The sequence below is a fragment of the Pseudomonas sp. BP01 genome, from assembly GCF_022760795.1.
In the GTDB taxonomy this organism is placed as follows: domain Bacteria; phylum Pseudomonadota; class Gammaproteobacteria; order Pseudomonadales; family Pseudomonadaceae; genus Aquipseudomonas; species Aquipseudomonas putida_Q.
This window is the reverse complement of sequence record NZ_JAFBKA010000001.1, coordinates 41,317-66,395: the sequence shown is the minus strand read 5'-3', so window position 1 is coordinate 66,395 and position 25,079 is coordinate 41,317. Positions and strand designations below refer to the sequence as shown.

19 protein-coding genes and 1 other RNA gene are annotated in these 25,079 nt (G+C 54.8%); 8 read left to right on the top strand and 12 right to left on the bottom strand.

Annotation, left to right across the window (positions count from 1 at the left end; translation table 11 throughout):
- The first annotated feature begins 135 nt into the window (after positions 1-135).
- The 6 genes from JOY50_RS00250 to JOY50_RS00225 all read left to right on the top strand — a co-directional run bounded on the left by JOY50_RS00250 (position 136) and on the right by JOY50_RS00225 (position 12,257).
- Complete coding sequence (locus JOY50_RS00250; RefSeq protein WP_016498621.1) at positions 136-795, top strand: GntR family transcriptional regulator; 660 nt, start codon at positions 136-138, stop codon at positions 793-795.
- A 3-nt stretch (positions 796-798) separates the two neighbouring features.
- Positions 799-4,287: a chromosome segregation protein SMC gene (smc, locus tag JOY50_RS00245; RefSeq protein ID WP_138737464.1), complete on the top strand. Its 3,489-nt coding sequence runs from the start codon at positions 799-801 to the stop codon at positions 4,285-4,287.
- Positions 4,288-4,492: 205 nt separating this feature from the next.
- Positions 4,493-5,383 (top strand): cell division protein ZipA, encoded by an 891-nt coding sequence (gene zipA / locus JOY50_RS00240; protein ID WP_243054631.1) that lies wholly within the window; start codon positions 4,493-4,495, stop codon positions 5,381-5,383.
- A gap of 233 nt (positions 5,384-5,616) precedes the next feature.
- Positions 5,617-7,947, top strand: coding sequence for an NAD-dependent DNA ligase LigA (ligA, locus tag JOY50_RS00235; RefSeq protein WP_132845312.1), 2,331 nt, complete (start codon positions 5,617-5,619; stop codon positions 7,945-7,947).
- Between the two features lie 293 nt (positions 7,948-8,240).
- Positions 8,241-8,337: signal recognition particle sRNA small type (gene ffs, locus JOY50_RS00230), an RNA gene on the top strand.
- A gap of 524 nt (positions 8,338-8,861) precedes the next feature.
- The gene (locus JOY50_RS00225) at positions 8,862-12,257 is read left to right on the top strand and encodes an SIR2 family protein (RefSeq protein ID WP_243054630.1); all 3,396 of its coding nucleotides are present in this window, start codon (positions 8,862-8,864) and stop codon (positions 12,255-12,257) included.
- 315 nt (positions 12,258-12,572) lie between these two features.
- Here JOY50_RS00225 and JOY50_RS00220 read toward each other — a convergent pair whose 3' ends face one another.
- The 10 genes from JOY50_RS00220 to JOY50_RS00175 form a co-directional block, all read right to left on the bottom strand.
- Positions 12,573-12,779: a hypothetical protein gene (locus tag JOY50_RS00220; RefSeq protein ID WP_243054629.1), complete on the bottom strand. Its 207-nt coding sequence runs from the start codon at positions 12,777-12,779 to the stop codon at positions 12,573-12,575.
- 495 nt (positions 12,780-13,274) lie between these two features.
- Positions 13,275-14,003, bottom strand: coding sequence for a recombinase family protein (locus JOY50_RS00215; RefSeq protein WP_243054628.1), 729 nt, complete (start codon positions 14,001-14,003; stop codon positions 13,275-13,277).
- Between the two features lie 475 nt (positions 14,004-14,478).
- On the bottom strand, positions 14,479-14,955 hold the full coding sequence (locus JOY50_RS00210; protein WP_243054627.1) for a hypothetical protein: 477 nt from the start codon (positions 14,953-14,955) through the stop codon (positions 14,479-14,481).
- Positions 14,956-15,993: 1,038 nt separating this feature from the next.
- A complete protein-coding gene (locus JOY50_RS00205; protein ID WP_243054626.1) occupies positions 15,994-16,362 on the bottom strand; it encodes a hypothetical protein in 369 nt (122 codons plus the stop codon).
- Between the two features lie 25 nt (positions 16,363-16,387).
- A complete protein-coding gene (locus JOY50_RS00200; RefSeq protein ID WP_243054625.1) occupies positions 16,388-16,960 on the bottom strand; it encodes a hypothetical protein in 573 nt (190 codons plus the stop codon).
- A 1,075-nt stretch (positions 16,961-18,035) separates the two neighbouring features.
- The gene (locus JOY50_RS00195) at positions 18,036-18,869 is read right to left on the bottom strand and encodes a hypothetical protein (RefSeq protein ID WP_243054624.1); all 834 of its coding nucleotides are present in this window, start codon (positions 18,867-18,869) and stop codon (positions 18,036-18,038) included.
- Positions 18,870-19,016: 147 nt separating this feature from the next.
- Entirely contained in the window at positions 19,017-19,610 is a 594-nt protein-coding gene (locus JOY50_RS00190) for an ATP-dependent Clp protease proteolytic subunit (RefSeq protein ID WP_243054623.1), read from the bottom strand.
- 332 nt (positions 19,611-19,942) lie between these two features.
- On the bottom strand, positions 19,943-20,680 hold the full coding sequence (locus JOY50_RS00185; RefSeq protein WP_243054622.1) for a phage antirepressor KilAC domain-containing protein: 738 nt from the start codon (positions 20,678-20,680) through the stop codon (positions 19,943-19,945).
- Between the two features lie 557 nt (positions 20,681-21,237).
- The gene (locus JOY50_RS00180; RefSeq protein WP_243054621.1) at positions 21,238-22,560 is read right to left on the bottom strand and encodes a site-specific integrase; all 1,323 of its coding nucleotides are present in this window, start codon (positions 22,558-22,560) and stop codon (positions 21,238-21,240) included.
- A gap of 260 nt (positions 22,561-22,820) precedes the next feature.
- Complete coding sequence (locus tag JOY50_RS00175; RefSeq protein WP_132845307.1) at positions 22,821-23,240, bottom strand: helix-turn-helix domain-containing protein; 420 nt, start codon at positions 23,238-23,240, stop codon at positions 22,821-22,823.
- An 83-nt stretch (positions 23,241-23,323) separates the two neighbouring features.
- On the opposite strand from JOY50_RS00175, the gene JOY50_RS00170 reads away from it, so the two are divergent.
- Positions 23,324-23,812 (top strand): DUF2938 domain-containing protein, encoded by a 489-nt coding sequence (locus JOY50_RS00170; protein ID WP_243054620.1) that lies wholly within the window; start codon positions 23,324-23,326, stop codon positions 23,810-23,812.
- A 15-nt stretch (positions 23,813-23,827) separates the two neighbouring features.
- Here JOY50_RS00170 and JOY50_RS00165 read toward each other — a convergent pair whose 3' ends face one another.
- Positions 23,828-24,007, bottom strand: a complete 180-nt coding sequence (locus tag JOY50_RS00165) for a hypothetical protein (protein ID WP_243054619.1) — start codon at positions 24,005-24,007, stop codon at positions 23,828-23,830.
- A 33-nt stretch (positions 24,008-24,040) separates the two neighbouring features.
- Positions 24,041-24,280, bottom strand: a complete 240-nt coding sequence (locus JOY50_RS00160; RefSeq protein ID WP_405045958.1) for a hypothetical protein — start codon at positions 24,278-24,280, stop codon at positions 24,041-24,043.
- 417 nt (positions 24,281-24,697) lie between these two features.
- Here JOY50_RS00160 and JOY50_RS00155 point away from each other — a divergent pair, with 417 nt between their 5' ends.
- Positions 24,698-24,973: a hypothetical protein gene (locus tag JOY50_RS00155; protein WP_243054618.1), complete on the top strand. Its 276-nt coding sequence runs from the start codon at positions 24,698-24,700 to the stop codon at positions 24,971-24,973.
- Positions 24,974-25,079 lie beyond the last annotated feature (106 nt).

The following is a 25,079-nucleotide window of genomic DNA, read 5'->3' as shown; positions in this document are numbered from 1 at the left end:
CTACAAGCATAGATCGCGCCGGGCGCGCGGCTGTCTGGCAGGTCAAATAAACCCCCTGGGCCCTCTGCGCGATTACCGCCCAAGTACGCTACAATCCGCCCCTTGTGCCCAGTTCAATGATTTTGAAGGAAAACCATGACGTTCAAGGCCCCGGACAGCCTCTCCGAGCAGATTGCCGATTACTTGGCCGAACGCATCATCCGCGGCGAGCTGGCGCCAGGCGAGCGTATCCAGGAGCAGAAGGTAACCCTGGCCCTCAACGTCAGCCGTGGCTCGGTGCGCGAAGCGTTGCTGATCCTCGAGCGCCGGCACCTGGTGGCGATTTTGCCGCGCCGGGGTGCTCATGTGACCGTGCTGGACGAGCGCAGCGTGCGCAGCCTGTGTTCCTTGATGGGCGAGTTCTACATCCTGCTGGGCAATGCGGTTGCGCAAAAATGGCGCACCGATGCCGATCTGCGCCCGTTTCTGGATATTCAGCAGCGCCTGCAGCGTGCCCATGACCAGCTCGACATCAAGACGTTTGTCGCCGACAGCTTCGCGGTGATGCGCGCGGCCTATCCGTTCGCCGACAACCCGTTCCTGCAGGAAACCGTGGAAAACCTGCAGCCGGCCATGAGCCGTGCCTACTACCTGTCGCTGGACCAGCGCCAGGCCAACATGATCGACTACCTGGACCTGTTCGCCCGCCTGCTCGACGCCGTGGTCGCCCGTGATCTGCCGCGCATTCGCGAGGTGCTTACCGCCTACGGCCAGCGCAGCTGCGAACTGGTGCTGGCGGCGCTGGCCCGAGGCTGACCGATGCGCCTGAAGTGCATTCGCCTGGCCGGGTTCAAGTCGTTCGTCGACCCGACGACGGTCAATTTCCCCAGTAACATGGCGGCCGTGGTCGGCCCCAATGGCTGCGGCAAGTCCAACATCATCGACGCTGTGCGCTGGGTGATGGGCGAGAGTTCGGCAAAAAACCTGCGCGGCGAGTCGATGACCGACGTCATCTTTAACGGCTCCAGCGGCCGCAAGCCGGTCAGCCAGGCCAGCATCGAGCTGGTGTTCGACAACAGCGAAACCACCCTGGTGGGTGAGTACGCCGCCTACGCCGAAATTTCGATCCGCCGCAAGGTCACCCGCGACGGGCAGAACAGCTATTACCTCAACGGCACCAAGTGCCGCCGGCGCGACATCACCGATATCTTCCTCGGTACCGGCCTGGGGCCGCGCAGCTATTCGATCATCGAGCAGGGGATGATCTCCAAGCTGATCGAGGCCAAGCCCGAGGAGCTGCGCAACTTTATCGAGGAAGCCGCTGGCATCTCCAAGTACAAGGAGCGCCGTCGCGAAACCGAGAACCGCATCCGCCGCACCCAGGAAAACCTGGCGCGCCTGACCGACCTGCGCGAAGAGCTGGAGCGTCAGCTGGAGCGCCTGCACCGCCAGGCCCAGGCGGCCGAGAAGTACCGCGAGTACAAAGCCCAGGAACGCCAGTCGAAGGCACGCCTGTCGGCCTTGCGCTGGCGCGGCCTGGACGAGCAGGTACGCCAGCGCGAGTCGGTGATTGGCGACCAGGATGTCTCTCATGAGGCGTTGGTGGCCGAGCAGCGCAACGCCGATGCCAGCATCGAGCGCCTGCGCGATGGCCACCATGAATTGTCCGAACGCTTCAACCAGGTGCAGGGCCGCTTCTACTCGGTAGCCGGTGACATCGCCCGGGTGGAACAGAGTATCCAGCACGGCCAGCAGCGCCTGCGGCAGTTGCAGGACGACTTCAAGGAAGCCGAGCGCACGCGCCTGGAGACCGAATCGCACCTGGGCCACGACCGCACCTTGCTGGCCACCCTGGGCGAGGAGCTGGCCATGCTCGAACCCGAGCAGGAAATGACCCTGGCCGCCGCCGAAGAGGCCGCCGCTGCCCTTGAAGAAGCCGAGTCGGGCATGCACGGCTGGCAGGAGCAGTGGGACAGCTTCAACAGCCGCTCCGCCGAACCACGCCGCCAGGCCGAAGTGCAGCAGGCGCGCCTGCAACAGCTGGAAGCCAGCCTGGAGCGTTTGGCCGAGCGCCAGCGCAAGCTGGGCGAGGAGCGCGAGCAGCTGGGTAGCGACCCGCAGGACGCGGCCATGCTCGAATTGGCCGAGCAACTGGCCAGCAGTGAAATGCTGCTGGAAGAACTGCAGCTGTCCGAAGAGCAGGTGGTCGAGCGCCTGGAAGGCGCGCGCGAGCAACTGCAACAGGCCACCCAGGCGCAGCAGCAGGCCCAGGGCGACTTGCAGCGCCTGGGGGGTCGTCTGGCCTCGCTCGAAGCCTTGCAGCAGGCTGCCCTGGAGCCGGGCGCTGGTGCTGCAGACTGGCTGCAAGGCCAAGGTCTGGAGCAACAGCCACGCTTGGCTGAGGGCTTGCGGGTAGAGCCAGGTTGGGAACTGGCAGTAGAAACGGTGCTTGGCGCCGATCTGCAGGCCGTGCTGGTGGACGACTTCAACACGCTCGATTTCACAGGCCTTGAGCAAGGTGAGCTGCGTTTGCTGCAGGCCAGCGGCAAGGGGGCATCGTTGCCCGGCAGCCTGCTGGAAAAGGTCGCAGGCCGTATCGACCTGGCGCCCTGGCTGGGCCAGGTCAAGCCTGTGGAAGACCTGGCCCAGGCGCTGGCACAGCGCGCGTCGCTTGGCGAAGGGCAGAGCCTGGTCAGTCGCGATGGCTACTGGGTAGGCCAGCACTTCCTGCGGGTACGCCGTGGCGGTGAAGCCGAAGGCGGCGTGCTGGCGCGCGGCCAGGAGATCGAGCGCCTGGGCCAGGAGCAACATGAGCAGGAGGCGGCACTGGAGCAGTTGGAGCAACAGCTGCAGGCCCTGCGCGAGCAGCAGCTGGACCAGGAAGAGCAGCGCGAACAGCTGCGCCGCCGCACCCAGGAAGAAAACCGTCTGCATGGCGAGCTGAACGCCAGCCTGTCAGCCAGCCGTGCCCGAGCCGAGCAGGTCGAATTGCGCCGTCGGCGCGTGCTTGAAGAACTGGCCGAGCTGGAAGAGCAGCGCGCCCTCGAGCACGAGCAGTTGGGCGAAGCCCGCTTGCTGCTGCAGGAGGCCCTGGAACTGATGGCCCAGGACACCGAGCAGCGTGAGCAGTTGATGGCCCGCCGCGACACCCTGCGCGAAGGCCTCGACCGGGTGCGCCAAGAGGCCCGCCAGCACAAGGACCACGCCCACCAGTTGGCCGTGCGCCTGGGTTCGCTGCGCGCCCAGCACGACTCTACCCGTCAGGCCCTGGAGCGCCTGGAGCAGCAGGCCGCGCGCCTGACCGAGCGCCAGGAGCAACTGAGCCTGAACCTGGAAGAGGGCGAGGCCCCTCAGGAAGAACTGCGCCTGAAGCTCGAAGAGCTGCTGGAGCGGCGCATGAGCGTCGACGAGGAAATGCGCAAGGCCCGCCTGCACATGGACGAAGCCGACCGCGAACTGCGTGATGCCGAAAAGCGCCGCACCCAGGCCGAGCAGCAAGCCCAGCTGCTGCGCGGCCAACTGGAACAACTGCGCCTGGAGTGCCAGGGCCTGGACGTGCGCCGCAAGACCTTGCAAGAGCAGTTGCTGGCCGATGGCTACGACCTGCAAGGTGTACTCGCCACTTTGGAGGCAGAGGCCAGCGAGCAGGGTACCGAACAGGAACTGGAGCAGCTTGAAGCACGCATCCAGCGCCTGGGCGCGATCAACCTGGCCGCCATCGAGGAGTACGAGCAGCAGTCCGAGCGCAAGCGCTACCTGGACGCGCAGGACGCCGACCTGGTCGAAGCCCTGGAGACCCTGGAAAACGTCATCCGCAAGATCGACAAGGAAACGCGTAACCGCTTCAAGGATACCTTTGATCAGATAAATGCCGGATTACAGGCACTTTTCCCAAAAGTTTTCGGTGGCGGCAGCGCTTATCTGGAACTGACGGGCGAAGATCTACTCGATACAGGGGTGACGATCATGGCGCGACCACCGGGCAAGAAGAACAGCACCATCCATCTGCTGTCCGGCGGCGAGAAGGCACTGACCGCTTTGGCGCTGGTGTTTGCCATTTTCAAGTTGAACCCCGCACCGTTCTGCATGCTCGACGAGGTCGATGCGCCGCTGGACGATGCCAACGTCGGGCGCTATGCGCGCCTGGTCAAGGAAATGAGTGAAAGCGTGCAGTTCATCTACATCACGCATAACAAGATTGCCATGGAAATGGCGGACCAGTTGATGGGGGTGACGATGCATGAACCGGGTTGTTCACGTCTTGTTGCAGTTGATGTGGAGGCGGCCATGGCCATGGTCGACGCTTGATGTGCGACGATGGGGGCACATTCTGTAGCGAAATGCCCCCGTCATGTGCGACAGACGGTGTAAAGTTGTCTTTGGTCGTGCTAGCTTAATGTCACTCGTTTTTTGCGTGGGTAAAACGCCTGTCAGAACATAGAGTTGGCGCCACGTGTTAAAGGGCTTTGAACCCTTTGTTTTCAAGCATATTTTTATAGAGGCACGGGATTACATGGAAATCGGTCTGCGCGAGTGGCTGATCGTCATCGGCATCATTGTCATTGCCGGGATTCTTTTCGACGGCTGGCGCCGCATGCGCGGCGGGAAAGGCAAGTTGAAATTCCGTTTGGATCGCAGTTATTCCAACCTGCCGGAAGAAGAGGGTGGCGGTGCCGAAGTGCTCGGCCCGTCGCGTGTGCTGGACGCCCACAAGGAGCCTGAGCTGGACGAAAGCGACTTGCCGTCGCTCAGCGCTTCTTCGCGTGATCGCGAACGCGAGCCCAAGCCGGCCAAGGCCAGCAAACGCAACAAGCGCGCCACCGCAGCGGCGGATGTGCAGCAGGGCGACCTGAACCTGAGTGCCGACACGCGCGAGCCTGACCTGTTTGCCGACAGCGATGACGACTTTGCCGCCGAGAACACCCGCAGCAGCAGCCCGACGCCTGCCACCAGCCTCAAGGAGCTGCCCCCGGCCGAGGAAGTGCTGGTGATCAGCGTTATCTCCCGTGACGAGGGCGGCTTCAAAGGCCCGGCACTGCTGCAGAACATTCTGGAAAGCGGCCTGCGCTTCGGCGAAATGGACATCTTCCACCGCCACGAGAGCATGGCCGGCCACGGCGAAGTGCTGTTCTCCATGGCCAACGCGGTCAAGCCTGGCGTGTTCGACCTGGACGACATCGACCACTTCAGCACCCGTGCAGTGAGCTTCTTCCTTGGCCTGCCGGGCCCCCGTCATCCGAAGCAGGCCTTCGACGTGATGGTCGCCGCGGCGCGCAAGCTGGCCCACGAACTCAACGGCGAGCTCAAGGACGACCAGCGCAGCGTGCTGACGGCCCAGACCATCGAGCACTACCGCCAGCGCATCGTCGAGTTCGAGCGCCGCGCGCTGACCCAGAAGCGCTGACAGATCCAGACGAAAGAGCAGCCTGAGGGCGTGCTGGTCGGTTCGGGAGTTACTGCCTGACCCGGCCCTATCGCCGGCAAGCCAGCTCCCACAGGAGTACCACTGCCTTCCAGGCTCGTGGTGTACCTGTGGGAGCTGGCTTGCCGGCGATAGGGCCGGGTCAGGCAATTACCAATCCAGGCCCCCAGACACCACCCCAGGCTGCTCTTTTTGCTTTGCAAGAGACCCTGAAAATGACCGCCGAAACCCGTATCCACGAACTGCGTGCCGAACTCGACCAGCACAACTACCGCTACTACGTGCTCGACGAGCCCAGTGTGCCCGATGCCGAATACGACCGCCTGTTCAACGAGCTCAAGGCGCTTGAGGCTGAACACCCTCACCTGGTAACCCCCGATTCGCCAACCCAGCGTGTCGGTGGCCAGGCGTTGTCCGCCTTCAGCCAGGTGCGCCACGAAGTGCCCATGCTCAGCCTGGGCAACGCCTTCGAAGAAACCGACCTGCGTGAGTTCGGCCGCCGCGTGGTAGAAGGCCTCGACCAGCCCGGGGCGGTTGACTACAGCTGCGAACCCAAGCTCGATGGCTTGGCCGTGAGCCTGCTGTACCGCGACGGCCAGCTGGTGCAGGGCGCTACCCGTGGTGACGGCACCACCGGCGAGGATATCAGCGCCAACGTGCGCACGGTGCGCAACATCCCGCTCAAGCTGCAGGGCCAGGGCTGGCCGGCGCTGCTGGAGGTGCGCGGTGAGGTGTACATGAGTAAAGCCGGTTTCGACCGGCTCAACGCCGCCCAGGCCGAAGCCGGCGGCAAGACCTTCGCCAACCCGCGCAACGCAGCCGCCGGCAGCCTTCGTCAGCTGGACTCGAAGATTACCGCCAGCCGCCCGCTGGAGTTCTGCTGCTATGGCGTTGGCCAGGTGTCCGAGAGTATCGGCGACAGCCACATCGGCACCCTCGAGCAGCTCAAGGCTTGGGGCCTGCCGATCAGCCGCGAGCTCAGGCACGCAGCAGGCATTGATGAGTGCCTGGCCTACTACCGCGACATCGGCGAGCGGCGCAACAGCCTGCCTTACGAAATCGACGGCGTGGTGTTCAAGGTCAACAGCCTGGCGGCCCAGCGCGAGCTGGGTTTCCGAGCCCGTGAGCCACGCTGGGCAATTGCCCACAAGTTCCCGGCCATGGAAGAGCTTACCGAGGTGCTGGACGTCGAGTTCCAGGTTGGCCGCACAGGTGCGGTAACGCCAGTGGCGCGCCTGAAGCCGGTCAAGGTTGCCGGTGTGACCGTGTCCAACGCCACCTTGCACAACATGGACGAAATCGCCCGCCTGGGCCTGCGCATTGGTGACACGGTGATCATCCGCCGTGCCGGTGACGTGATCCCGCAGGTGATGCAAGTCGTGCTGGAGCGCCGCCCGGAAGATGCCCGCCCGGTACAAGTGCCGAGCGAGTGCCCAGTGTGTGGCTCGCAGGTCGAACGTACCCAGCTGGTCAAGCGCAGCAAAGGCAAGGAAACCACCAGCGAAGGTGCGGTGTACCGCTGTGTCGGTCGCCTGGCCTGTGGCGCCCAGCTCAAACAGGCGATCATTCACTACGTGTCGCGCCGTGCCATGGACATCGACGGCCTGGGCGAGAAGAGCGTCGAGCAACTGGTGGACGAAGGCCTGATCCGCTCGCCGGCGGATCTGTATAAGCTGGAGTTCGAGCAGATTGTCGGCCTTGAAGGCTTTGCCGAGGTGTCCAGCAAGAAGTTGCTCGATGCCATCGAAGCCAGCAAGCGCCCAAGCCTGGCGCGCTTCATCTACGCCCTGGGCATTCCGGATGTCGGCGAAGAGACCGCCAAGGTGCTGGCCCGCTCGCTGGGCAGCCTGGCGCGCGTGCAGCAGGCGCTGCCGCAGGTGCTTACTTACCTGCCGGACATCGGCCTGGAAGTGGCCTACGAGATTCACAACTTCTTCGAAGACGAGCACAACCAGAAGGTCATTGAGCAGCTTCTGGCCAGCGGCATGCAGCTACAGGACGAAGGCGAACTGGCTGCCGAATTCGCTGCCAGCACCACCTTGGCCGGGATGATCGCCAAGCTCGACATCGCCTCGGTCGGCCCGACCGGTGCCGAGAAGCTGGTGGCCAAGCTCGACAGCCTGGACAAGATCATCGCCGCCGACGGCATCGACCTGCGCCAGGCCCTGGCGGCCAAGCAGGCTGACGCAGTGCGTGAGTTCTTCAAGGATGAAGCGAATCAAAAGCTGGCGCGGGATATCGAAGCCCAGTTGCTGGCGTTCGGTATGCATTGGAGCAGCGAGAAGAAGGTAGCCGAGGGCTTGCCGCTGGCCGGCCAGACCTGGGTGTTGACTGGTACGCTGGAGCGCATGAGCCGCGACATCGCCAAAGACAAGCTGGAAAGCCTGGGGGCCAAGGTGGCCGGCTCGGTGTCTGGCAAGACCCACTGCGTGGTGGCAGGGCCGGGGGCAGGCTCCAAGCTGGCCAAGGCCGCTGAGCTGGGCGTGAAGGTGCTGGACGAAGATGCCTTCGTCACATTCCTGGCCGAACAGGGCATCGCTATCTGAAGCCCTGCGCTATCCCCGACCCCAACATTCTGGCTCGATACCAAGATTCAGAAGCTTGTACGGTCCTTGTAGGAGCTGGCTTGCCGGCGATCACCGGCAAAGCCGGTGCCATCCACCGCGGTGCCTTCTTCGCGGGCACGCCCGCTCCCACAGGTTTGCGCGCCGGTTCAGCGCCCATGCGCCTGACAAGTCATTGAGAAATGATGACTTTTTCTCCCTCAGAGGTTGTATCTGCCCGCAAGACCGGTACAATGGCGCCACTCGCTGCTCAGCGAGGCATGTAGTGGTGGCCCCGTCGGTCCCCCCGCATTGATTACCCGTTAACCTGGTCAGGCCCGGAAGGGAGCAGCCATAGCGGGAACATCGAGTGCCGGGGTGTGGCTGGTGGGGCCGCCTCCATTCTATAAGTCCATGATTTTAAAGGACTTTTCTCGCTAAAAATCTCGAAGTGTGACAGCGTTTAGGTACACCTAAGTGGTGCATCGTGCTGTGCATTCTAAGCTGCAAAAGCCCTCTCTCCAAGCCTTGTCATATTTGGTGGCACATTGGCATTGCTTCGTGTTGTGCCTAAGGGTGTCGTGGGGCGTTGCTCTAATCGCTTCCTGTAAGGCTACAGAGGTGTTTATAGCAATGCGTTGTCTGAGGACGAGGTGCCTAACAACGCTTATCTCTGCTGTCCATGACTAGTGACATTCCGGAATGTACAGCCGTCGGTTTTTCACGCCCTGCTAGAAGCACGTTGCCATTCCTTCGCTTCCGTTGCTTAGGTTGTACCTCCTTTTTGTAGCTGTTCTCGGCGTGAGCGTGTCTTTGCGGTTGATGTCGATTAGCCATCTGGGACATGATTCACTGAAACCGCTAGCTGGCGACTCTCTGGCCCATCAAGGTCTATGCGAGTGTGGGAGCCCAGCGATATGCAAATCAGCCAACGCAAAGGACGCATCATGAGTGTTGTGACAGCCGCTGTCATTGAAAAACTAAAGCAGGATATAGCAGTCGGTGATTTGATTGTAGTGATTGGGACCGGAGTAAGTATAGGGTTAACTAAAAATAAGCGGCCGGCCCTATCTTGGCAGGGGCTAATTGCAGACGGACTTCAATGTGCCCTTCAAAAAGGGAAGATTAATGCTGAACAAAATGAGCGATGGCATGGCTCGTTATATACTGATGATCTCGATGACATGCTTGGCGCAGCTGAGTATGTTGGTAGAAAACTGGGGGCGCCGTTTGGAGACTTATATGCGCGTTGGCTGGAGACAGTTTTTAGTGATGAAAGAACCGATAATTCTAAGTTAGAAGAGGCAATTCGAAAAATAACAGCCTGCGGAACCCCTATCTGTACACTGAACTATGATGGACTTTTAGAAAAAGTAACTGGCCTTCCCGCCATTGATCTGACAGATCTCCGTAAATCTACCGAATGGGTACGTAGAGAGACGACAGGTATTCTTCACTTGCATGGGCAATGGAGGAAGCCTGAATCTTGCGTTTTAGGTATCAGTGATTATGACGATGCCGTGGTTAGTGAGCCAAGAAACCTCATTCAAAGGAATCTCAGTACTTTCAAACGATTGTTGTTTATTGGTTGCGGTGACACCTTCGCCGATCCTAACTTCTCGGCATTAATAACTTGGCTGAGAGAGAATATGAAATCTGCAGCTCCCCAGCATTACGCTCTGGTGACTGATGATCAGTATGTATCAAGGCACGCTGACGAAACTTGGCATGGTTTTGTAGATCCTTTGAGTTACGGTGGAAGCCATGCAGATTTGCCTGAATTTATTTCGTCGATTTTTGACCGGCCGCCTCCCGGTATTTCTAAGGTAAGTAATGCAGCCAATATCTCTTCTGGAGCATATGAGTCAATTATTGATGAGTATAGGAATTTTCTAATTAGGGATTGTGGGCAGATGACCATCGAAGGTATTAAAACTGACATGGACACTGCCCAGCGTAGATTCGATTTAGAGAAACTGTTTGTTCCCTTGCAGCTGGAAGCATGTCAGCCGGATATTCCTGAGAGTGATCCAGATAGAGAAGAAAAGCTCAAGGTATGGTTGGATGAACATAAAGAGCCTTTTACATTTGGTGATGTATTTGAGAGAACCAAAGGCCTCGCGTTATTGGCATTGCCGGGTGGTGGCAAAACCCTGCTTTTGAAACGTCTTGCCGTCGCATACGCTAGCCCAGCTCGGCGCGCTAATAGTGAGGATAATCTACCAGAAATTGACACGGTCCCGGTTTTGATTAGATGTCGGGAGTGGAGGGAATATATCCAGCTTCCTATCTTAACTTTGTTTAAAAAGTTTGCGGATATAACTGGGCAACCAGGTTTGTCAAAGTTTTCTTCTGCAATACTACCAAGGTTGAAAAGTGGGCGTGTTCTACTCCTGATTGATGGTTTAGACGAAATTCACGTAAACTCGGACCGTGAAATTTTTGTTGACAATCTTCAAAAGTTCTTAAGCGACTTTCCGAAGATTCGTGTGGTGATTACAAGCAGAGAGGCTGGGTTTAATCTTGTTGCAGCTAAAGTTGCGGGCTTTTGTGAAAGGTGGCGAGTAGCTCCTCTGAGTCATGCAGCAATTAAGGAGCTATCCCTTCACTGGCATAGATTAATGGCTCCTGGGTCACAAGAGTCAGAAAAGGATGCGCTTGAGTTAGCTAACCATTTGCATAAGACGTCGTCACTAAGAAGGCTTGCAGAGAATCCTCTGCTATTGACCATGTTGCTTGTTGTGAAGCACGGAGCGGGTAGGCTGCCTCCGAACAAAGTTAGCCTATACGGGCGAGCGGTTGAAGTGCTTCTTGATACGTGGAATATTAAGGGGCATGAGCCTCTCAATATCTGGGAGGCAGTCCCGCAGTTAGCTTACATAGCTTTGGAGCTTATGCAGCGAGGCGTACAGACGGCTACAGAGAAAGAATTACTAACGATATTAGAGAGGGCTCGATCGACGGTACCTCTCATCTCAAGGTATGCGAAGGATACGCCCTATGAGTTTCTGAAACGGGTGGAATTGAGGTCGAGTCTCTTGCTTGAGGCTGGACATCAAATTGAAAATGGTATGACTGTTCCTTTTTACCAGTTTAGACATTTAACCTTTCAGGAGTATCTTGCTTCAGTAGCGTTGGCGGATGGCCATTACGATAATTACAGTCCGAGACATTCAATAATTAGGCCTGTTGCGAAAAAGCTTGTAAGTGATGAGTGGAAAGAAGTTGTTCCTATGCTTGCTGTTCTTGCGGGTAAACGAGCTAGCCCTATAGCGGCAGCATTACTAGTGAAGGCTAAGCAGCTTTACAAAAAGGCTCAGGAAAAGAAAGCTTTTGCTGGTTCTCGCGAGTGGAACAATTATCCTGGGACTCTCCCAGCACCCGTAGCCAGATTGTTTCAGATGCTCGTGGAAGAAGCTCAGTTGGAGTCGCAAGAGCTTAGTGAAACTATGCCACTTTTAGCCTATTTTACTAGAGGCTGCAGGCAGCCCTATGATTGGCGTGCGTTCGCCCGTGGCCCCTACGCTATCGACTTTCTTGATGAAGTTTGGAAGCGATTTGAACCCATGGATTGGGATGATGAGACATGGATTAAAAATACCTTGTCAAACTTCTTGGCGTACATGAAGGGTGGCGATTATATTAATAGTCAAGAATTTGTCGAAGATACACTTGTGGCCCTGTCTAATGATAGTGATCGTGTGGTTTGCTTTGGTTTGATGACCTATGTAGGGGCATTGTGGCACGATAGCTCCCGTGAAGATAAAACCACACCATTAAATCTGTTCGAAGCCTCGGAGCGCCTAGTTAGTCATCGTTCAGCAGCGGTATCCTATGCTGCTACCTGGTGTTGGTCCTTATCTCGACTGAATGCCGAGCGGGAATTTTTAATTCCTAGCGTAAATTCACTAAATTCAGCTCTGTGGCAATTGCTTAATGGCTCAAATAATTTTAAGGGGCTAGCAGCTTTTGCTCTTTCCACGGCTGTGGGGCTTCAGCGTGATTATTGGGCTCCTGTATTGTCCGAGACTGAAGTTGAGAAAATCAAGGAATACATAAATCAACCTTCATCGGCAAATCCGCATGCGATAGATAGAACTGGGTTGGCTGTTGTTTGTTTTCACGCTCGTAATATTTTGGATGAGAGGAAGCTGGTCAAGTTTCTCGTAGAAGTTCTGCGTAGAGATTCAGATGTGGAGCTGATGCTGAAGCAGCTTGGAAAGCTTGGGGCTAAAGCATTTGCTGCATACAATTCTGCAAAAGACACCAGGGCAATATCTAGAAATAAGGCGCGGCGAACAGTAGTAGGCTGACGCAATTTCAAGTTGTCTGGGACTATCGACAGATATAATTTAAGTTCTTTTATCTGTCGGTTGTTCCGGTCTCATCCTGGCTGAAAATTAATCCCTATGCCAATGACCTGATGGCTTCGATCTCGAAAATTGTTCGCAATTGGCGTTCAATGGAAGCTTGCGTTCAGCGCTCTGTGTCAGATGCAGCGTGGCAATGTGGGCGGCTGAGAACCCAGCAGTATGGGGGCGAGGTTTAAGAGCCATTCCCGAGCCAATTCCATGTTATTCGCTTCGATTCCAGAATATGGCAGCTAGCAAAAAGCCGCTCGAAGGCGGCTATGTGCGTAGGCGTTCTAAGGTCGAGGAGATGGCATCTGCGTTGGTGTCGAGTGCCTGAAGGGCGATAATCACGTTGTCATGGACATTCACAGACCCTCGCTGTCGTATCCAAGTGCTTAGCTCTTCGATGGCTGCCCTTAATGCTGCCTGGTTCATGTGCAGCAGTTCTAGGGCATCAGCAGTAGCAGCGGCCTTATCATCCATTTGCGGCATCCTGTGTGGTCATGAGGGTGGGCTTATAGCGTACACCAACAGCCGGCTTCAGTTACGGTCTGCTCTGATAGCTAGCTCGGTCAGGCTGATCCCCAGCACGGCACACAGGTCTTTATGCTGTACGATTTCTTGCCGGTAGAGTCCCGCTCTCTACATCACCCTTAAAAAATTGTGGATGATTGAGTGCCTTCGAACACTGCGCCTGTGTCAAGCCTGTAGTGCTTCAGTGTTCTATCAGTAGGCCCATGAGGGCTTTGTATTCAGCTCAGCCGGACACGCTATGCCAAATTCACTACGGACCTTCGCTTGCAGCAGAATATCGGCAGTGTACCGGGGCTGGAATATCGTCGGGGAGACTGGTTAAAGGTAGCCAAGTGTGGGTCAGTGCTTAGTGCTTCTGGCAGGCCCATAGAGAGCCGCATAGCATGATTTCAGAATATCTATGGGGCTGATTAGTTTACCCCGGAACGTCGCTGGAATCGATTCTTACGATCTTACAGAGGCACGCGTTGCTTTAGTCAGTTCCAAGCCCAGACGCTGCATCACACGCATCACAGTAGTTGGTGACCATTGCCCACCACGAGCAGTAGGTACGTTACGTGCTATCAGGCAGTCAGCCACCGCCTGTAGGCTCTTGGCTCCCTTGAGAACACACAGTTCTATAGCATCTTTTACCAGTGCTGCACGGTCGTCTGCCTGCTGACGCTGCGTAGCGTGCCCTTTGATTCTGTTCAGCTTGCTACGGCCCTTAACGAGAGCCTGTTTGCGATTCTCAATCTTCTGCACTGCTTCAGCGTCACCAGATGCGGCACGAGCTTCCAATGACTTCAGAGCGGCCTTGGTGCGTTCGCTGATGAAGCGGCGTTCTTGTTCAGCTAGCATTGCGAACAAGTGCAGTTGCATTGTGTCAGCTTTGGGCATGGTCGCCACCATGAACTGGCTCCGTTTCATAAGGCCAGCGATGTGTTCAACGTCACGGCTTAGCCGGTCCAGTTTGGCCACCACTACAGGGCGCCCGTCTTTGAAAGCTTTAGAACCTGCTGGGCGCTCTAATGGGTGAATCGAGCCTGATATACCCACATCTTGAAACTCTGCCACCACCATCCAGCCTTGTTGCTCAGCGGCCAACTTGATGTATTCCCGCTGAGCGTCGAGGCCCAAGCCCGACTCGCCCTGGCCCTTGGTCGATACGCGGTAGTAGGCAACAACTTCCATGGTGGGTGATTCCTTGCGGGTGGCTGATGATGTCACTTTACAACTGTTTCAACGAACGTTCAACCAATGTAATAGGTTTCAGATGCCTTGTAGATGTAAAAAAGCCCCGCCACTGGCGGGGCTCATGTGCTGGTCAAGTTTCATTTCCATATGAGTCTTTTGGAATAGCCGGGAAAGTGGCTGTTCGCTTGACCCCGTATAGTGCAGGTGCCCGGAAACACTGGGCTGTGACCGTGTAGCGGCATCTAGACGGCTCAGAAGCGTGATCGACTGGATTAGTTATGGTAATAGTTTTCCGTTAGTACTTCAGCGGCTGCTATCAACGCTGGAGTTCCTGTTGTTAGCCCAGGCAGCAGTCTACGTTGAACACGGTTCACTGTGTCCAGCTCTTCTGAAATGTCATGTTCTAATAAGTCAGCCGAGTTAGCCGTCGCAGCAAATGCTGCGCGGTCACCAGATAAGTTTTAACTTGGTTTTAGAGAAGCGCTTGTTGAATGTTATCGATAGGGCCAAGCCAGCCGTTCTTGCCCTTGTAAAGTTCAAATCCAAAGCGTTTTCCGAAAGCGCTCGATTTATCGTTTGCTGCCTCGATGGCGATGTACTTGTATCCAATCACTGGTGCGAGATTCACAAGGAAATTCAATAAGCTTCGACCGTGGCCTTTGCGTTCGGCTACAAAGATTAGTCGTGCAAGTACCAGTGTTTCCTGAGGCCAGCCAACTGCCAAGGGTGGGAAAAGCCGTAAGTAGAGATCATAGTCGCGTTGGCCGTTATCGGCTTTAACGGTCGAACCTAGCGCGACATATAGGTAGCGGTCCACCTTGGGCTTTGTGAAGCCAAATTCCTTCTGAAGAAATCCAGAAAGTTCTTGCTTCAAGTGTTCGCATCCTGCTTTGGCATATTCTCGCCATTTGTCTTCATCGGCACTTAGGTCGGGCTTTTCGGTATGCACTGACATGCTCCTTCGGTTGAATTCTTATTTCAAGCTAGCGGCGTGCCTGAGAGCTTGTCAAGCGGTTTGGTAGAATTTTTTTTGATCGGGTGCTGGCACTTTGGTTGGGTTTTCTAGGAAACTCGAACACTAAGTATAAAAAACTCGAACACTAACTAAAATTTTCTCTTGCACTGAATCTATGCTTACTTTTCGTAGTGTGTGTCTAGTGTTTCTATGTATTCCAAAAAGTCGACAACTATTGCATTCGGCCAGTTCCAAAAACTCAAAAACTTTCAGGTATTTCTCAGTTTGAAATCTATTACACTTGCCCGGCTCTACGAACTGTTTAATTCTTGTGGGTGCTGATCAATCAAAGCCCCGTTGCATCAACCGTCATTGCTGTTGGTGGAGATGCAAGTGGTGTTGTGCTTGGTGGTGGGCTGCCAGCACTGCCCCACGGTCGGCTAGCTATAGCAGTGAGCCCACCACCGCCAGAGTTAGGGCCGACACGAACACAGTACGACATCGAAATGCCCCACGGGAGACCGGCGTGTGAAGCACCACGCCATTGCTTCGGGTACACACCCAAGCCTACAGCGTACTGGCGGGTAGCGTTTGGCCAAGGCTGAACTTCTACACCTGTCGTTGGTACGGTGAAGACGTTAACAGGCTTCATGAAGTTTAAAGCCGGCGTCAAAGGTCAGGTTTGCGTTCTCATCAAAGAGCTGGAACCCCACGTTGCCAGATGCTTGTGGTGGTGAGTCTCTGAACCCATAGACCTCAGCTGTGCCTTCGATATTCGTTCGGAAGGTGTGGGCGGTGCCTGCCTTCTTCATTAGCCCGATGGTGCGGTCAACCGGGGAGCTGAAGAAGATGTATTTCGTATCAGCTGGAATCTGGATGGTGAACGTGATACCACGTGCCGATATAGGCAGCGATGAAGCTGGGCATATACATTGAATGGTGGGTTTGTAACTCTGCCACCAGCATCTCAGACTAGTCCGACAGTGCTTCTACAAGCCCCTATATACGTGGCTTCCAGAGGGCTACCACCCCCTAGCCCTGTAGGGTAGTCAAGGGTAGGGGGGTGGTAAGCTTGGACAAGATGTCTCTGATGGTCCGCTCTGACACCCGCCATGCTGATGCCATTGCTTCGGTTGTCTCATGCTGGTGATGCTTCAGTACATAGTCTGTAAGTGCGAGCTTGCCTTCTGGTGTCAGCGGCAGGATCTCTGGAGTCTTTGGTTTGCCGATGATTGAGTATATGTCGATAGGGGTATCAAATTTAAGCCTGGCGTAATACTGACTCAATCGACCATCGGTTGCTGCATAGAAGGTAGTGTTGTCGGTGTTGGTGGGCGTGAAGCTTGAAGATATGACACGTTGAATTGTGTTCGACTGCTTATGTACTGCGAAAAAGTTCAAGGGTGTTTCCAGGTATGTAGGGCGATTAGCTCGCCCCTTGTGATTTTGAGTAGGCGCGTACTAGATCAGCCAGCGCTGTTTCTTCATCTAATAGGTCTTGTTGGATCTTTGCCAGTGCCATCGCCTCGGCTGCTGCGGCTTCAGCTTCTGCAGTGGCTACTTTGGTGGCGGCTAGGGCTTTCTCTTCACGGCGACGAGTAATAGACAGTGTGATGTCCACTTGGCGAGCTGTTTCCGCTGCATTCCGCTCATACCGAAGTTCGTTGTAGTCGGCTCGTGCTTGCTCAGTTAGCGTACGAAGCTCAGACTTAATCACCTTGTCTGGCTTTCGCAGCTGGGCTTTGAAGTCGAGTGTGTCGTATCGGGCGTTGAGGAGGGTGTAGCCCTTTCGCCATTCTTCCTGTAAGTCGAGCAGGGCGAGATGAAGAGGCTTCTTGCACACCCACTCGATATTGGCAGCTGGGTCTTTAAAGTACAGCCCTTGAGCATTGGCGTGGTAGCGTGCCACCTTTCGCTCTATCAGCTGGCTTAGCTCTGCTTCATCGTGCTTGAAGAACTCGATGACTTTTTCACCGTATGTGTATTCTGTGTCATTCATTGTTGAGATGTTTCCTGGGGTTCTGTTTCATTGGTTGTTGCTTCCTGAGCAAGATACTGTTGTTCTAGCTGCTCTTGGCTGGTTGCATTATTTGCTCTGTGGTTTCTCGTCTGGCAGACCGAGCTGCACCAGCGGGAACGGTGTGACCGACTGTAATAGGTCTTGTTGCAGTGGTCGCAAGACTTCCGCTGCAATGGATAACTCTTTTGCATATATGTGCTCTTGTTTGTGTAAGTGTTTCTTCGTGGCAATACAAAACCCGTCGCCTATTGCGAGCTTCGGGTTAGGCTTCTATCAAGTTGTCAGGCTGTGTACTATTTGTCTGTACGCTAATGCCCGTTGCAGGCAATGATGAGAGCTGGTGGCCAGTCTCGCTCAACTAATATCTAGCTTACCATGCCGGTATAGGTGTCAAGTGTTTTTGGCCCTATTTTGAAACTTTATTTTCAAGGTGCTCTTGTGGTGTGTCTCGCATATTGCTATCTGGCATTAGAGTTATGGTCATATACCCGATAGTGCGGGCAGCGGTGATGTCTTGCCCATAGTGCCAGAGTGTGTGGTAGAGCAGTGGCTGGCTCTACAGTGTTATCAGCCTGCACAATGGGTGTTAATGTGTGACGGCTCGTCACGGCACTGATCTGAAGTTTTAAGCAAGGGTGATGGGTGGGTGCTGGTGCACCCCTCTGCTCCCAACTTATAGAGTTATAACTTTTCTTAAATTATGGTAATTAATAAAGTGGGGGCAGTGGCGAGAGCCCCCAGTCCTCTAAGCTTGAGCTGTAGTGTTGGTTCTAACGTACCGTTACTAGGTCGTGCTGCACACGATGACTGTAGAGTTAGAAGCAAGATCAAGAGCGGGGAAAGGGTTTGCCCCTTTCTTCCCCTGCTTAATAGAGTGCTATCCGTGCTTCAGGCACAGGTTTTATACTTGGCGCTGACGCCACTATTAACCAACCTCAGTAGATAACCTTACCGATGTCCGTTCGCGTGTCCGAAATCTGTCATGCACTTGGTATGGTGGGCGTGAATGTCGATTTCAGGACAAATGAGAGTGGCTCTCGACTACCACTGCTGCTCAGGCCTTGATCCATCCCTGTGCCTGTATAAAGTCAAGGAATACGTCACGCGGGGAAGGCTCAGGGTGATACTCCGGTTTCCTCGGTGATGCTCGTGCTCCTGTGTCATGGGTGCATTCACTTACCGGGGTGTCGGAATTTCCGTCCAGTTCACCAACGAGAGCGGCTGTTCTATGCAGGAGTTTTTCTACGGGCTCGTCACCATAATTCGGGATCGCTAGTTTTAGCAGATGTTGTCGCACCGCGTAGTATTGTTTCCTGCGGGTAAGCATGTAATGTTGGTAGTCAGTATCTTGTGATGTGCCATGCAATGCCATGTATTCATTTACATACTCATCCACCCTGCTCCATAAGTCGGTAGCGGCGGCTATCAAGTATTCACTACTTGCCCGTGGGTGACAATCGTCAATCCAGTCAGGAAGAAATAACGCGTTGCAGCCCAGGTCAGATGCTTGTTCACGAACTTTTTGCTTTACGCGTTTAATGTGGCTTGGGGTGTGATTGCTTTCATATTTGCCTGTTGACGTGTTCCATGTGCAGCCATACTCTTCGTGTAATATGCTTCGGAGCTCATAATCTCGGATGCCTTGGCTTCTGGTCGCTAGCGGAAGTACTCGTTCGACAGACTTGGTAAACGGCAACTCCGCTCTCGAGGTAGCACTTCGTGGTCGTTTTTCCTTTGTTATTCCTTTTACTATTTTTTTTACTTGACGCTCAGTTAGTCCAGTAGCTTCTCTAATCTGGGCGTAGGTTGCACCCGTCTTGCGAAGTTGGATAGCGGTCTGTTCTGCGGTTGTAGTGTCGATTGCTTTAGGCGTAACGCTAGTTTTCATGATTCATTTCAGTGGTGTTGTGGTTATCTCATATGCAGTCCTTGAGGTTTTTATGGTTTGGTGCTTGTGAGTGGATGCTGTTTTGTTCAAATTGCTGAGGTATTGCTGCTCGCTCAGGTACTGCTGTATCTCTGCAATGTGTTCAGCTTACCGCTCGGCTCGGTACTTAGCGTATTTTGGCAGGCGCTCACGAAGATCATCAGCGAAGAAATACAAATCCTTACCATTATCCAAAATGTCTACAAACTCTTCATCCGTCAGGAATCCTGCGTAAGTTCGTTCGACCCATTCACGGTTTACACGTTCCGTATAGGCAACGCTCAGTCTTACATCAGACTCTTTGCCGTAACCCGGCGAATAAGAACAGGCGTGAACCATCATCGTGCTACTGTCGTGGATCACCCATTCATCGGCATGCAATGCGATGGCTGATGCGGCACTGGCACAGGTCAGGCCAATCTCTACTACAATCGTCGCTTCGCACTCATCCATGCGACGGCACAGATAATCGCAAGTCTCAAGACTGCCACCAGGTGACGACAGTTGAATGTGAATTTCATCTTTAGCTGTTGCATCAGCCAGAATTTGGGTTATCTCGCCGTGTTCGTAGATTTCTCCAATTGGCCCGGTTACTGGAACAATGTATTGAGTGTATGTCAGTTGCTTGATGAGAATGTTCATGGAAGGGCTAATGGTTACAAAGTTTTGGGGTTGGATGCTGTTCATTTTCTCAATTTTCATTTTGTGTTTCTTCAGTTGATAGGTGTTCGTGGCTCGGTTTAGATATTTACTGAGCTCGGTTGGTATTGCATTTATTTGTTGTGGGTTCAGCGTGGTTGCTGCACTGTGTTAGGTGCTAGTAATCAGTTTGCTAGCTAAGGGCAGTTCTGCAGTGCGCGAATTGAAGTGCTAAAGGGTGTCTTGGTTTGATACGAGTCACCCTTGAAGCATATGTCTTCCAGGTCGGTTCATGAAGTCGTCCAAGTAGAATGTCACTTCTATTTTAGCACTCTGTTGTGTCAAGGCTATCTGAGCAGCAAAAGGACGTCTGTGACTATTTGGCTCTTGGTTATTTAGAGTCCAGTACGACCATGCTTTTCGATAAGCTGCTGAAGCCAGATCAGTCCTTTTCCAGTTACAAGTGGAATTGGCTTGAGATTGCGATTGCCATCGGAGTCCTCGTAAAAGCCCCATTCTACTTTAAAGCGTCCGCTGTCCAAGTGCGCCTGATATGGAAGGTTCTGTTTGTAACCGCCTGCTGTAAGAACTCCATGCTTGCGAAGGTAATGAAGCAGCCGTGTCTTTCCAGTGTCCAGAGTCTTGGCAGCAACTCCCAGATTGAAGGCCTTACTCGATCCGTTCATGAGATCATAAAACTCAACTTTCTCAGCATGTTCGCTAAGCCGCTCTTGTAGTTCGCGTGTCCGCTCGTTTTGAACGAACACATATTGATTGATTATGGCTTGTATGACTTTTGGTTCAGAGTGCAGTGCCATTGGGTCATCGCAGCGTAGTTTGAAGCTAGGTACCAACAGTCCAGTGGAATCGATTGACTCTGTCAAGAAATCACTCGGGCACAATTGAAGTTTTTTCAGCAAAGCATCAATTTCCGACATGACGTGAGAATGAGTCTTTCCAGTCAGTAATGCGATATCTGTACTGTAAACAGTAGGTCCTACTACTGGACCGTTCTCCCAGCTAACCACTGGTACCGGTTCCTTATAGCTACCGCTCGGACGCTTTGAGGCAGCCCGACGATGTTTGCGATTAGTGAAGGTACTGCTATGTTGCATTTTGTATTTTGTGTTCATGTTTCTATTTACCGTTTTTAGGCAAGTCTCTCCCGTGCTCTGCATGTGAGCATGTATGGGCGAGAGGATATATTTAGTATTTGGCGCGTTATGATGTTTTTGCGGTTGACTAATTCATCGTGGTCTCCTTTGTAGGTGTTGTGCAAGGTGTAGTTGTCCGTCGCTTAGATATCAAGTCATCATGTTTCTCTTGTGGTTGTGAGTATGGAAAGCATTGGCTTTCGAGGTCGGCGTATAAAGATATTCGCTTTTTATGCTGGGTCTAACAGTGCGGAGTTTGGTCTTGCTGTTGCCGCCGTCGCTCTGTGTGGCGCCATACTAGCTAGGTATTTTTTTTATGCAACAACTTTTTAAGTTTACATTTCTGCATGTTGTGTGTATTGGACTGTATTTGCTGGCCCGGACGGGATTTTTTTATGTGGATTTTCTTCATTATCGTAATCTTGCTGTGTTACATACCCTAAGTATTACCGAGAAGTTAATTTATGATTATCTAAAAGTAGCCGAGAGTCGGCAGCGGACTCGGTGAGCATCAAGTCCGGTCAGGGCGGTTAGTGCTACGAAAGGCCGCCCTCTGTGTGCATGTTGATGGCGATGTGCTTCAGGGCATCAGCCATGGCCTTAAGGGGGCTCCGGCTGCCGTACACGCTGAACGTCACCGCTCCATCCTCGTGCCCAGCGATCCGCTTTATAAGCGAGTCTTGCACCCCAGCGTCCCGTAGGTCATCAATTAGCGTATGACGGAAACTGTGAAAGGTCTTCCGGGTATCGGCAATACCCTGCTTGATCTTGTAGCGACCGAACCACTTCGACGGAGCGTGACCCAGCTTCCCGCGCACTGCTTCCAGTTCGGGGAATAGCCGATCAGCACCACTTGCCCTGACTGACTCAACGTGTAGAAGCAGGCCCAGATCAAGCAGGGTAGGGTGCAGAGGGAGTAAGCGACGACTGCTGGCGTTCTTCAGGTTCTGACCTTCCTGGCTGTCATCAATACGGATGCACTGGATACCCTGTTGTTCGATGAAGTCGTCTACCCGCAACTGGCACAGCTCTTCCAGTCGTGCCCCGGTCGTCCTTCCCATTAGTGGCAGCCAGTAGCGCCACGGGTGCTTGCGTGCTTCCTTTCGCAGCGCCTCATAATCCAACAGGACTGCCAGATCGCGGCGGTCAAATGACAGGCGTGCTTCTTTCGCTGATCCCGTCATGACCTTCATGCCGGCTAGCGGGTTCTCTTCTATATAGCTGTTGGCCTTGCACCAGTTCATGAAGGCGGTCAGCTTGCGTAGCCGGTTGTTCACGGTGACGGCAGTGATGGTCTTGTACGTGCTGCCTGAATCGACCACTTGCTTCAGTGTCTTGCCCTTGAACTCAGGTCGTAAGCCGAAGTACTGGGGGCAGCGGCTGAGTCGTTCTTTCAGCAGGCGTGCTTGCTGGGCATCGAAGGCCAGAGCAGGCATGTCACCCATCAGCTCGAACAGGTCAGATAAGGCACGCTCGACTTCATCCGCACTGACTTGCCGCCATGTGCCGCCGCGTTTCCCTTCTTCTATATAGAGCTTCGATAGAGTGGCGAGGGTTGGGCTGTCGCTTCCGACCTTCACTGGGGCAGTCGAAGTCGCACGTGGTGCAAGAGGAATGGCTGGTGTCGGGGCTGAGTTCCGCCACTGCGAACATAACGCACGAAGCGTCTGAAGGTCTGTTAGTGGGTGCTCGCTGATGTGGCCATGTAGCCGTTGGACGATGGATGTGGCGAGGAATAAGGCGCTCTGCCTATGCCTGATGTTCAGGCTCAAACGCAAAGTGTGACACCTCGGGAAGAGGTGCTTAGGCAGCTTGAGATTCAGGTAGTAGACGGCTTTGCGTCGGATCAGATAGGCCATGGGTGTGACACCAAAGTGTTACAGCAAAGTGTGACAGTGCTGGCTACACCCCAAGCTTTGAACGACCGTGCTGAGTGTCTGCACGGGTAGAGCGTCTGCTACCCCATCAGCCTGAAACCCTTGCCCCATAAGGCCTGCATTGATTCCCGAGCATGCTTGCATGCCACCTGGTCAGGCCCGGAAGGGAGCAGCCATAGCGGGAACATCGAGTGCCGGGGTGTGGCTGGTGGGGCCGCCTCCATTTCTGGGGTCCGAAAACCTCAATCTGCAACGAACGCCATCGTTCTTGCCTGCTTTTCGCCCAATGCTCCGGCCGCCGACAGCTTCATCAGCCGCTGGAATTTCGGGCATGCCAGATGATCTTGTTCAGGACACTGCGCCGCATGCCGCAATCCCTTGCTCATCGCTTTCAACCGCCTGATTCGCGCATCCAGTTCGTCCGCCTTGGCGATCAGCATCTGCCGGTCGACCTGCAGGTTCACCAGCATCGCCCCCACTTCATCCAGCGAAAATCCCGCAGCCTGCCCTAGGGCGATCAGTGCCAGCCGGTCTGCCACATCAGGCGCAAACTGCCGCCGCTGGCCGCGCCCGGCCAGCGACTTGAGCAGGCCTTTCTTCTCGTAGTAACGCAGTGTCGATGCGGGTACGCCTGTGCGTTTGGCGACGTCGGCAATGTCCATTTCCGGCCCTTGACTTGAAGTTGACTTCAACTTCTATGCTGCGCGGCATGGGTATTGACCGTCAACCTTCGAGGGCTTGTTCAATGACGTTTACTGCGATGTTTCTAGCTGCTTTGCCGATTGGCATCGGTGCCACGGTGGTGATGGACCTGTGGGGGTTGCTGCTGAGGCGGCTGGGTGTGGCCACATTGAACTTCGCCATGGTCGGGCGTTGGGCGGGGCATTTGCTCAACGGGCGCGTTCGGCATCAAGCGATTGCCAAGGCCGAACCGGTGCGAAATGAGCTGGTGTGGGGATGGGTGATTCATTACGCCATCGGCGTGCTGTTCGCGGTGCTGCTGGTTGTGATCGTAGGAGAGGGTTGGTTGCTGTCGCCTACTTTGCTGCCTGCGGTAGTTGTCGGTGTGGGGACGGTCGTGGCGCCGCTGTGCTTCATGCAGCCGGTGATGGGGGCGGGGTTCTTTGCGTCCAGAACGCCGACACCTGCGCGTAACTGCCTGAAGAGCCTAGTTACGCATTTTGTGTTTGGCGTGGGGTTATTTTTGAGTGCGTATTTACGGGCTTTGGTGTAACGGCAGTGAGCTGGGTCAGAGCGAGCGCAAAATCAGCATGCCTGCTAACAGCAGTAACCCCGTAGAAACTGCGCCGATGTAAAACAGAAGCACACCTGTCCATGGCGAAGACGCTCGAAGGTTGCGCATTTCTTCGGCGAACGCTTCCGCTTCATTCAGTGCACTTCTGGTGTGATCCTGGGCGGCGCGATGCATTTGCTACTCCATTGTGGCTGGATTGATCGAAGCTCAGAGCTTGCTGGCCAGTGCCATTACGCCAACTATGGTCGTGACAACTGCTGAACCCGTTGCGATTGGGTACCAGAACGCCTCGTGCCTGAGCTTACGCGCTTCTGCTACAAATTTCTGTGCCTCGGCCCTTAACTTGCGGCCTTCATTTTGTAACTTCTCAAGTTCGAGATGTTCACGATCATCCTGATGCATCGGGCTGTCTATTCTGTTGCGGCGAAGGTGCCAGGGGTCGTGCATGATTGTGTGCGGTTTGGTTTGGGCGCGAAACCGCCGTCTTCCAGTGAGTGTTGTAGTCCAACTGCCATAAAGGTCGTCATGCACGTCACGTCTGAGTAATTTCAGGCGGATCTGATATCAATTTAAGAAAGCTCCTACATATCAGGCAGGTATAGCGAATTATCCTACGATCTCCGTCGACTCCCGTCTGATTGTCCCGGTCAACCTCGCCCACTAGGCTTTCGCGGTCGCTGTCAGTTCAGCGATCGGGTGTGGAAGCCTGGGCGGCACACGGGACAGTTGTCATTTATGGCGGCTGTGCGCGGGAGGTATTCGTACCTGCCGGGGCTACCGTGTGCCTGGTCTTCCACCCCGCGTACAGTTGCCACCCTAATGCGTGGAAGCAGAAGGGGACAACACAGCCAACACGGAGCTGTCATGAAAAAACTGGTCCCCGATCCGCCCCACGTCTTCGATCTTCCCCAAGGCAAATCCCTTTCCCGCGCCATCAGCGAAGGCATCGTGCCGATGGAGTTCGCGCTGATGAATGTTTCCCACTACCTGATGTTCGCCTACAGCGATAGCCGTCGGGCGCTTGAGCGCATTCAGGACGAAGAAACCAGGCAATTGCTGGAGCATGGGTTGCGGGCCATGCAGATTGCCTGGGGGCAGGCGGATGCGGTGGCATTGGCGTTTGAGCGTAGAAGCCAGTGATTTTGGTCTTGAAGTAAGTCTGGATAGCAGGGATATCGAGTAACCCTGTGGGAGCGGGTTCACCCGCGAAGCAGGCGCCGCGGTGGATGGCACCGGCTTTGCCGGT

Coding starts and splice junctions, on each gene's coding strand:
- JOY50_RS00160 (WP_405045958.1), bottom strand. CDS start 24,280: ATGCACGACCCCTGGCACCTTCGCCGCAACAGAATAGACAGCCCGATG.
- JOY50_RS00250 (WP_016498621.1), top strand. CDS start 136: ATGACGTTCAAGGCCCCGGACAGCCTCTCCGAGCAGATTGCCGATTAC.
- JOY50_RS00220 (WP_243054629.1), bottom strand. CDS start 12,779: ATGGATGATAAGGCCGCTGCTACTGCTGATGCCCTAGAACTGCTGCAC.
- JOY50_RS00185 (WP_243054622.1), bottom strand. CDS start 20,680: ATGAACACAAAATACAAAATGCAACATAGCAGTACCTTCACTAATCGC.
- JOY50_RS00170 (WP_243054620.1), top strand. CDS start 23,324: ATGACGTTTACTGCGATGTTTCTAGCTGCTTTGCCGATTGGCATCGGT.
- JOY50_RS00195 (WP_243054624.1), bottom strand. CDS start 18,869: ATGAAAACTAGCGTTACGCCTAAAGCAATCGACACTACAACCGCAGAA.
- JOY50_RS00225 (WP_243054630.1), top strand. CDS start 8,862: ATGCAAATCAGCCAACGCAAAGGACGCATCATGAGTGTTGTGACAGCC.
- JOY50_RS00155 (WP_243054618.1), top strand. CDS start 24,698: ATGAAAAAACTGGTCCCCGATCCGCCCCACGTCTTCGATCTTCCCCAA.
- ligA (WP_132845312.1), top strand. CDS start 5,617: ATGACCGCCGAAACCCGTATCCACGAACTGCGTGCCGAACTCGACCAG.
- JOY50_RS00165 (WP_243054619.1), bottom strand. CDS start 24,007: ATGCATCGCGCCGCCCAGGATCACACCAGAAGTGCACTGAATGAAGCG.
- JOY50_RS00180 (WP_243054621.1), bottom strand. CDS start 22,560: ATGGCCTATCTGATCCGACGCAAAGCCGTCTACTACCTGAATCTCAAG.
- JOY50_RS00215 (WP_243054628.1), bottom strand. CDS start 14,003: ATGGAAGTTGTTGCCTACTACCGCGTATCGACCAAGGGCCAGGGCGAG.
- smc (WP_138737464.1), top strand. CDS start 799: ATGCGCCTGAAGTGCATTCGCCTGGCCGGGTTCAAGTCGTTCGTCGAC.
- JOY50_RS00175 (WP_132845307.1), bottom strand. CDS start 23,240: ATGGACATTGCCGACGTCGCCAAACGCACAGGCGTACCCGCATCGACA.
- JOY50_RS00200 (WP_243054625.1), bottom strand. CDS start 16,960: ATGAATGACACAGAATACACATACGGTGAAAAAGTCATCGAGTTCTTC.
- JOY50_RS00190 (WP_243054623.1), bottom strand. CDS start 19,610: ATGAAAATTGAGAAAATGAACAGCATCCAACCCCAAAACTTTGTAACC.
- zipA (WP_243054631.1), top strand. CDS start 4,493: ATGGAAATCGGTCTGCGCGAGTGGCTGATCGTCATCGGCATCATTGTC.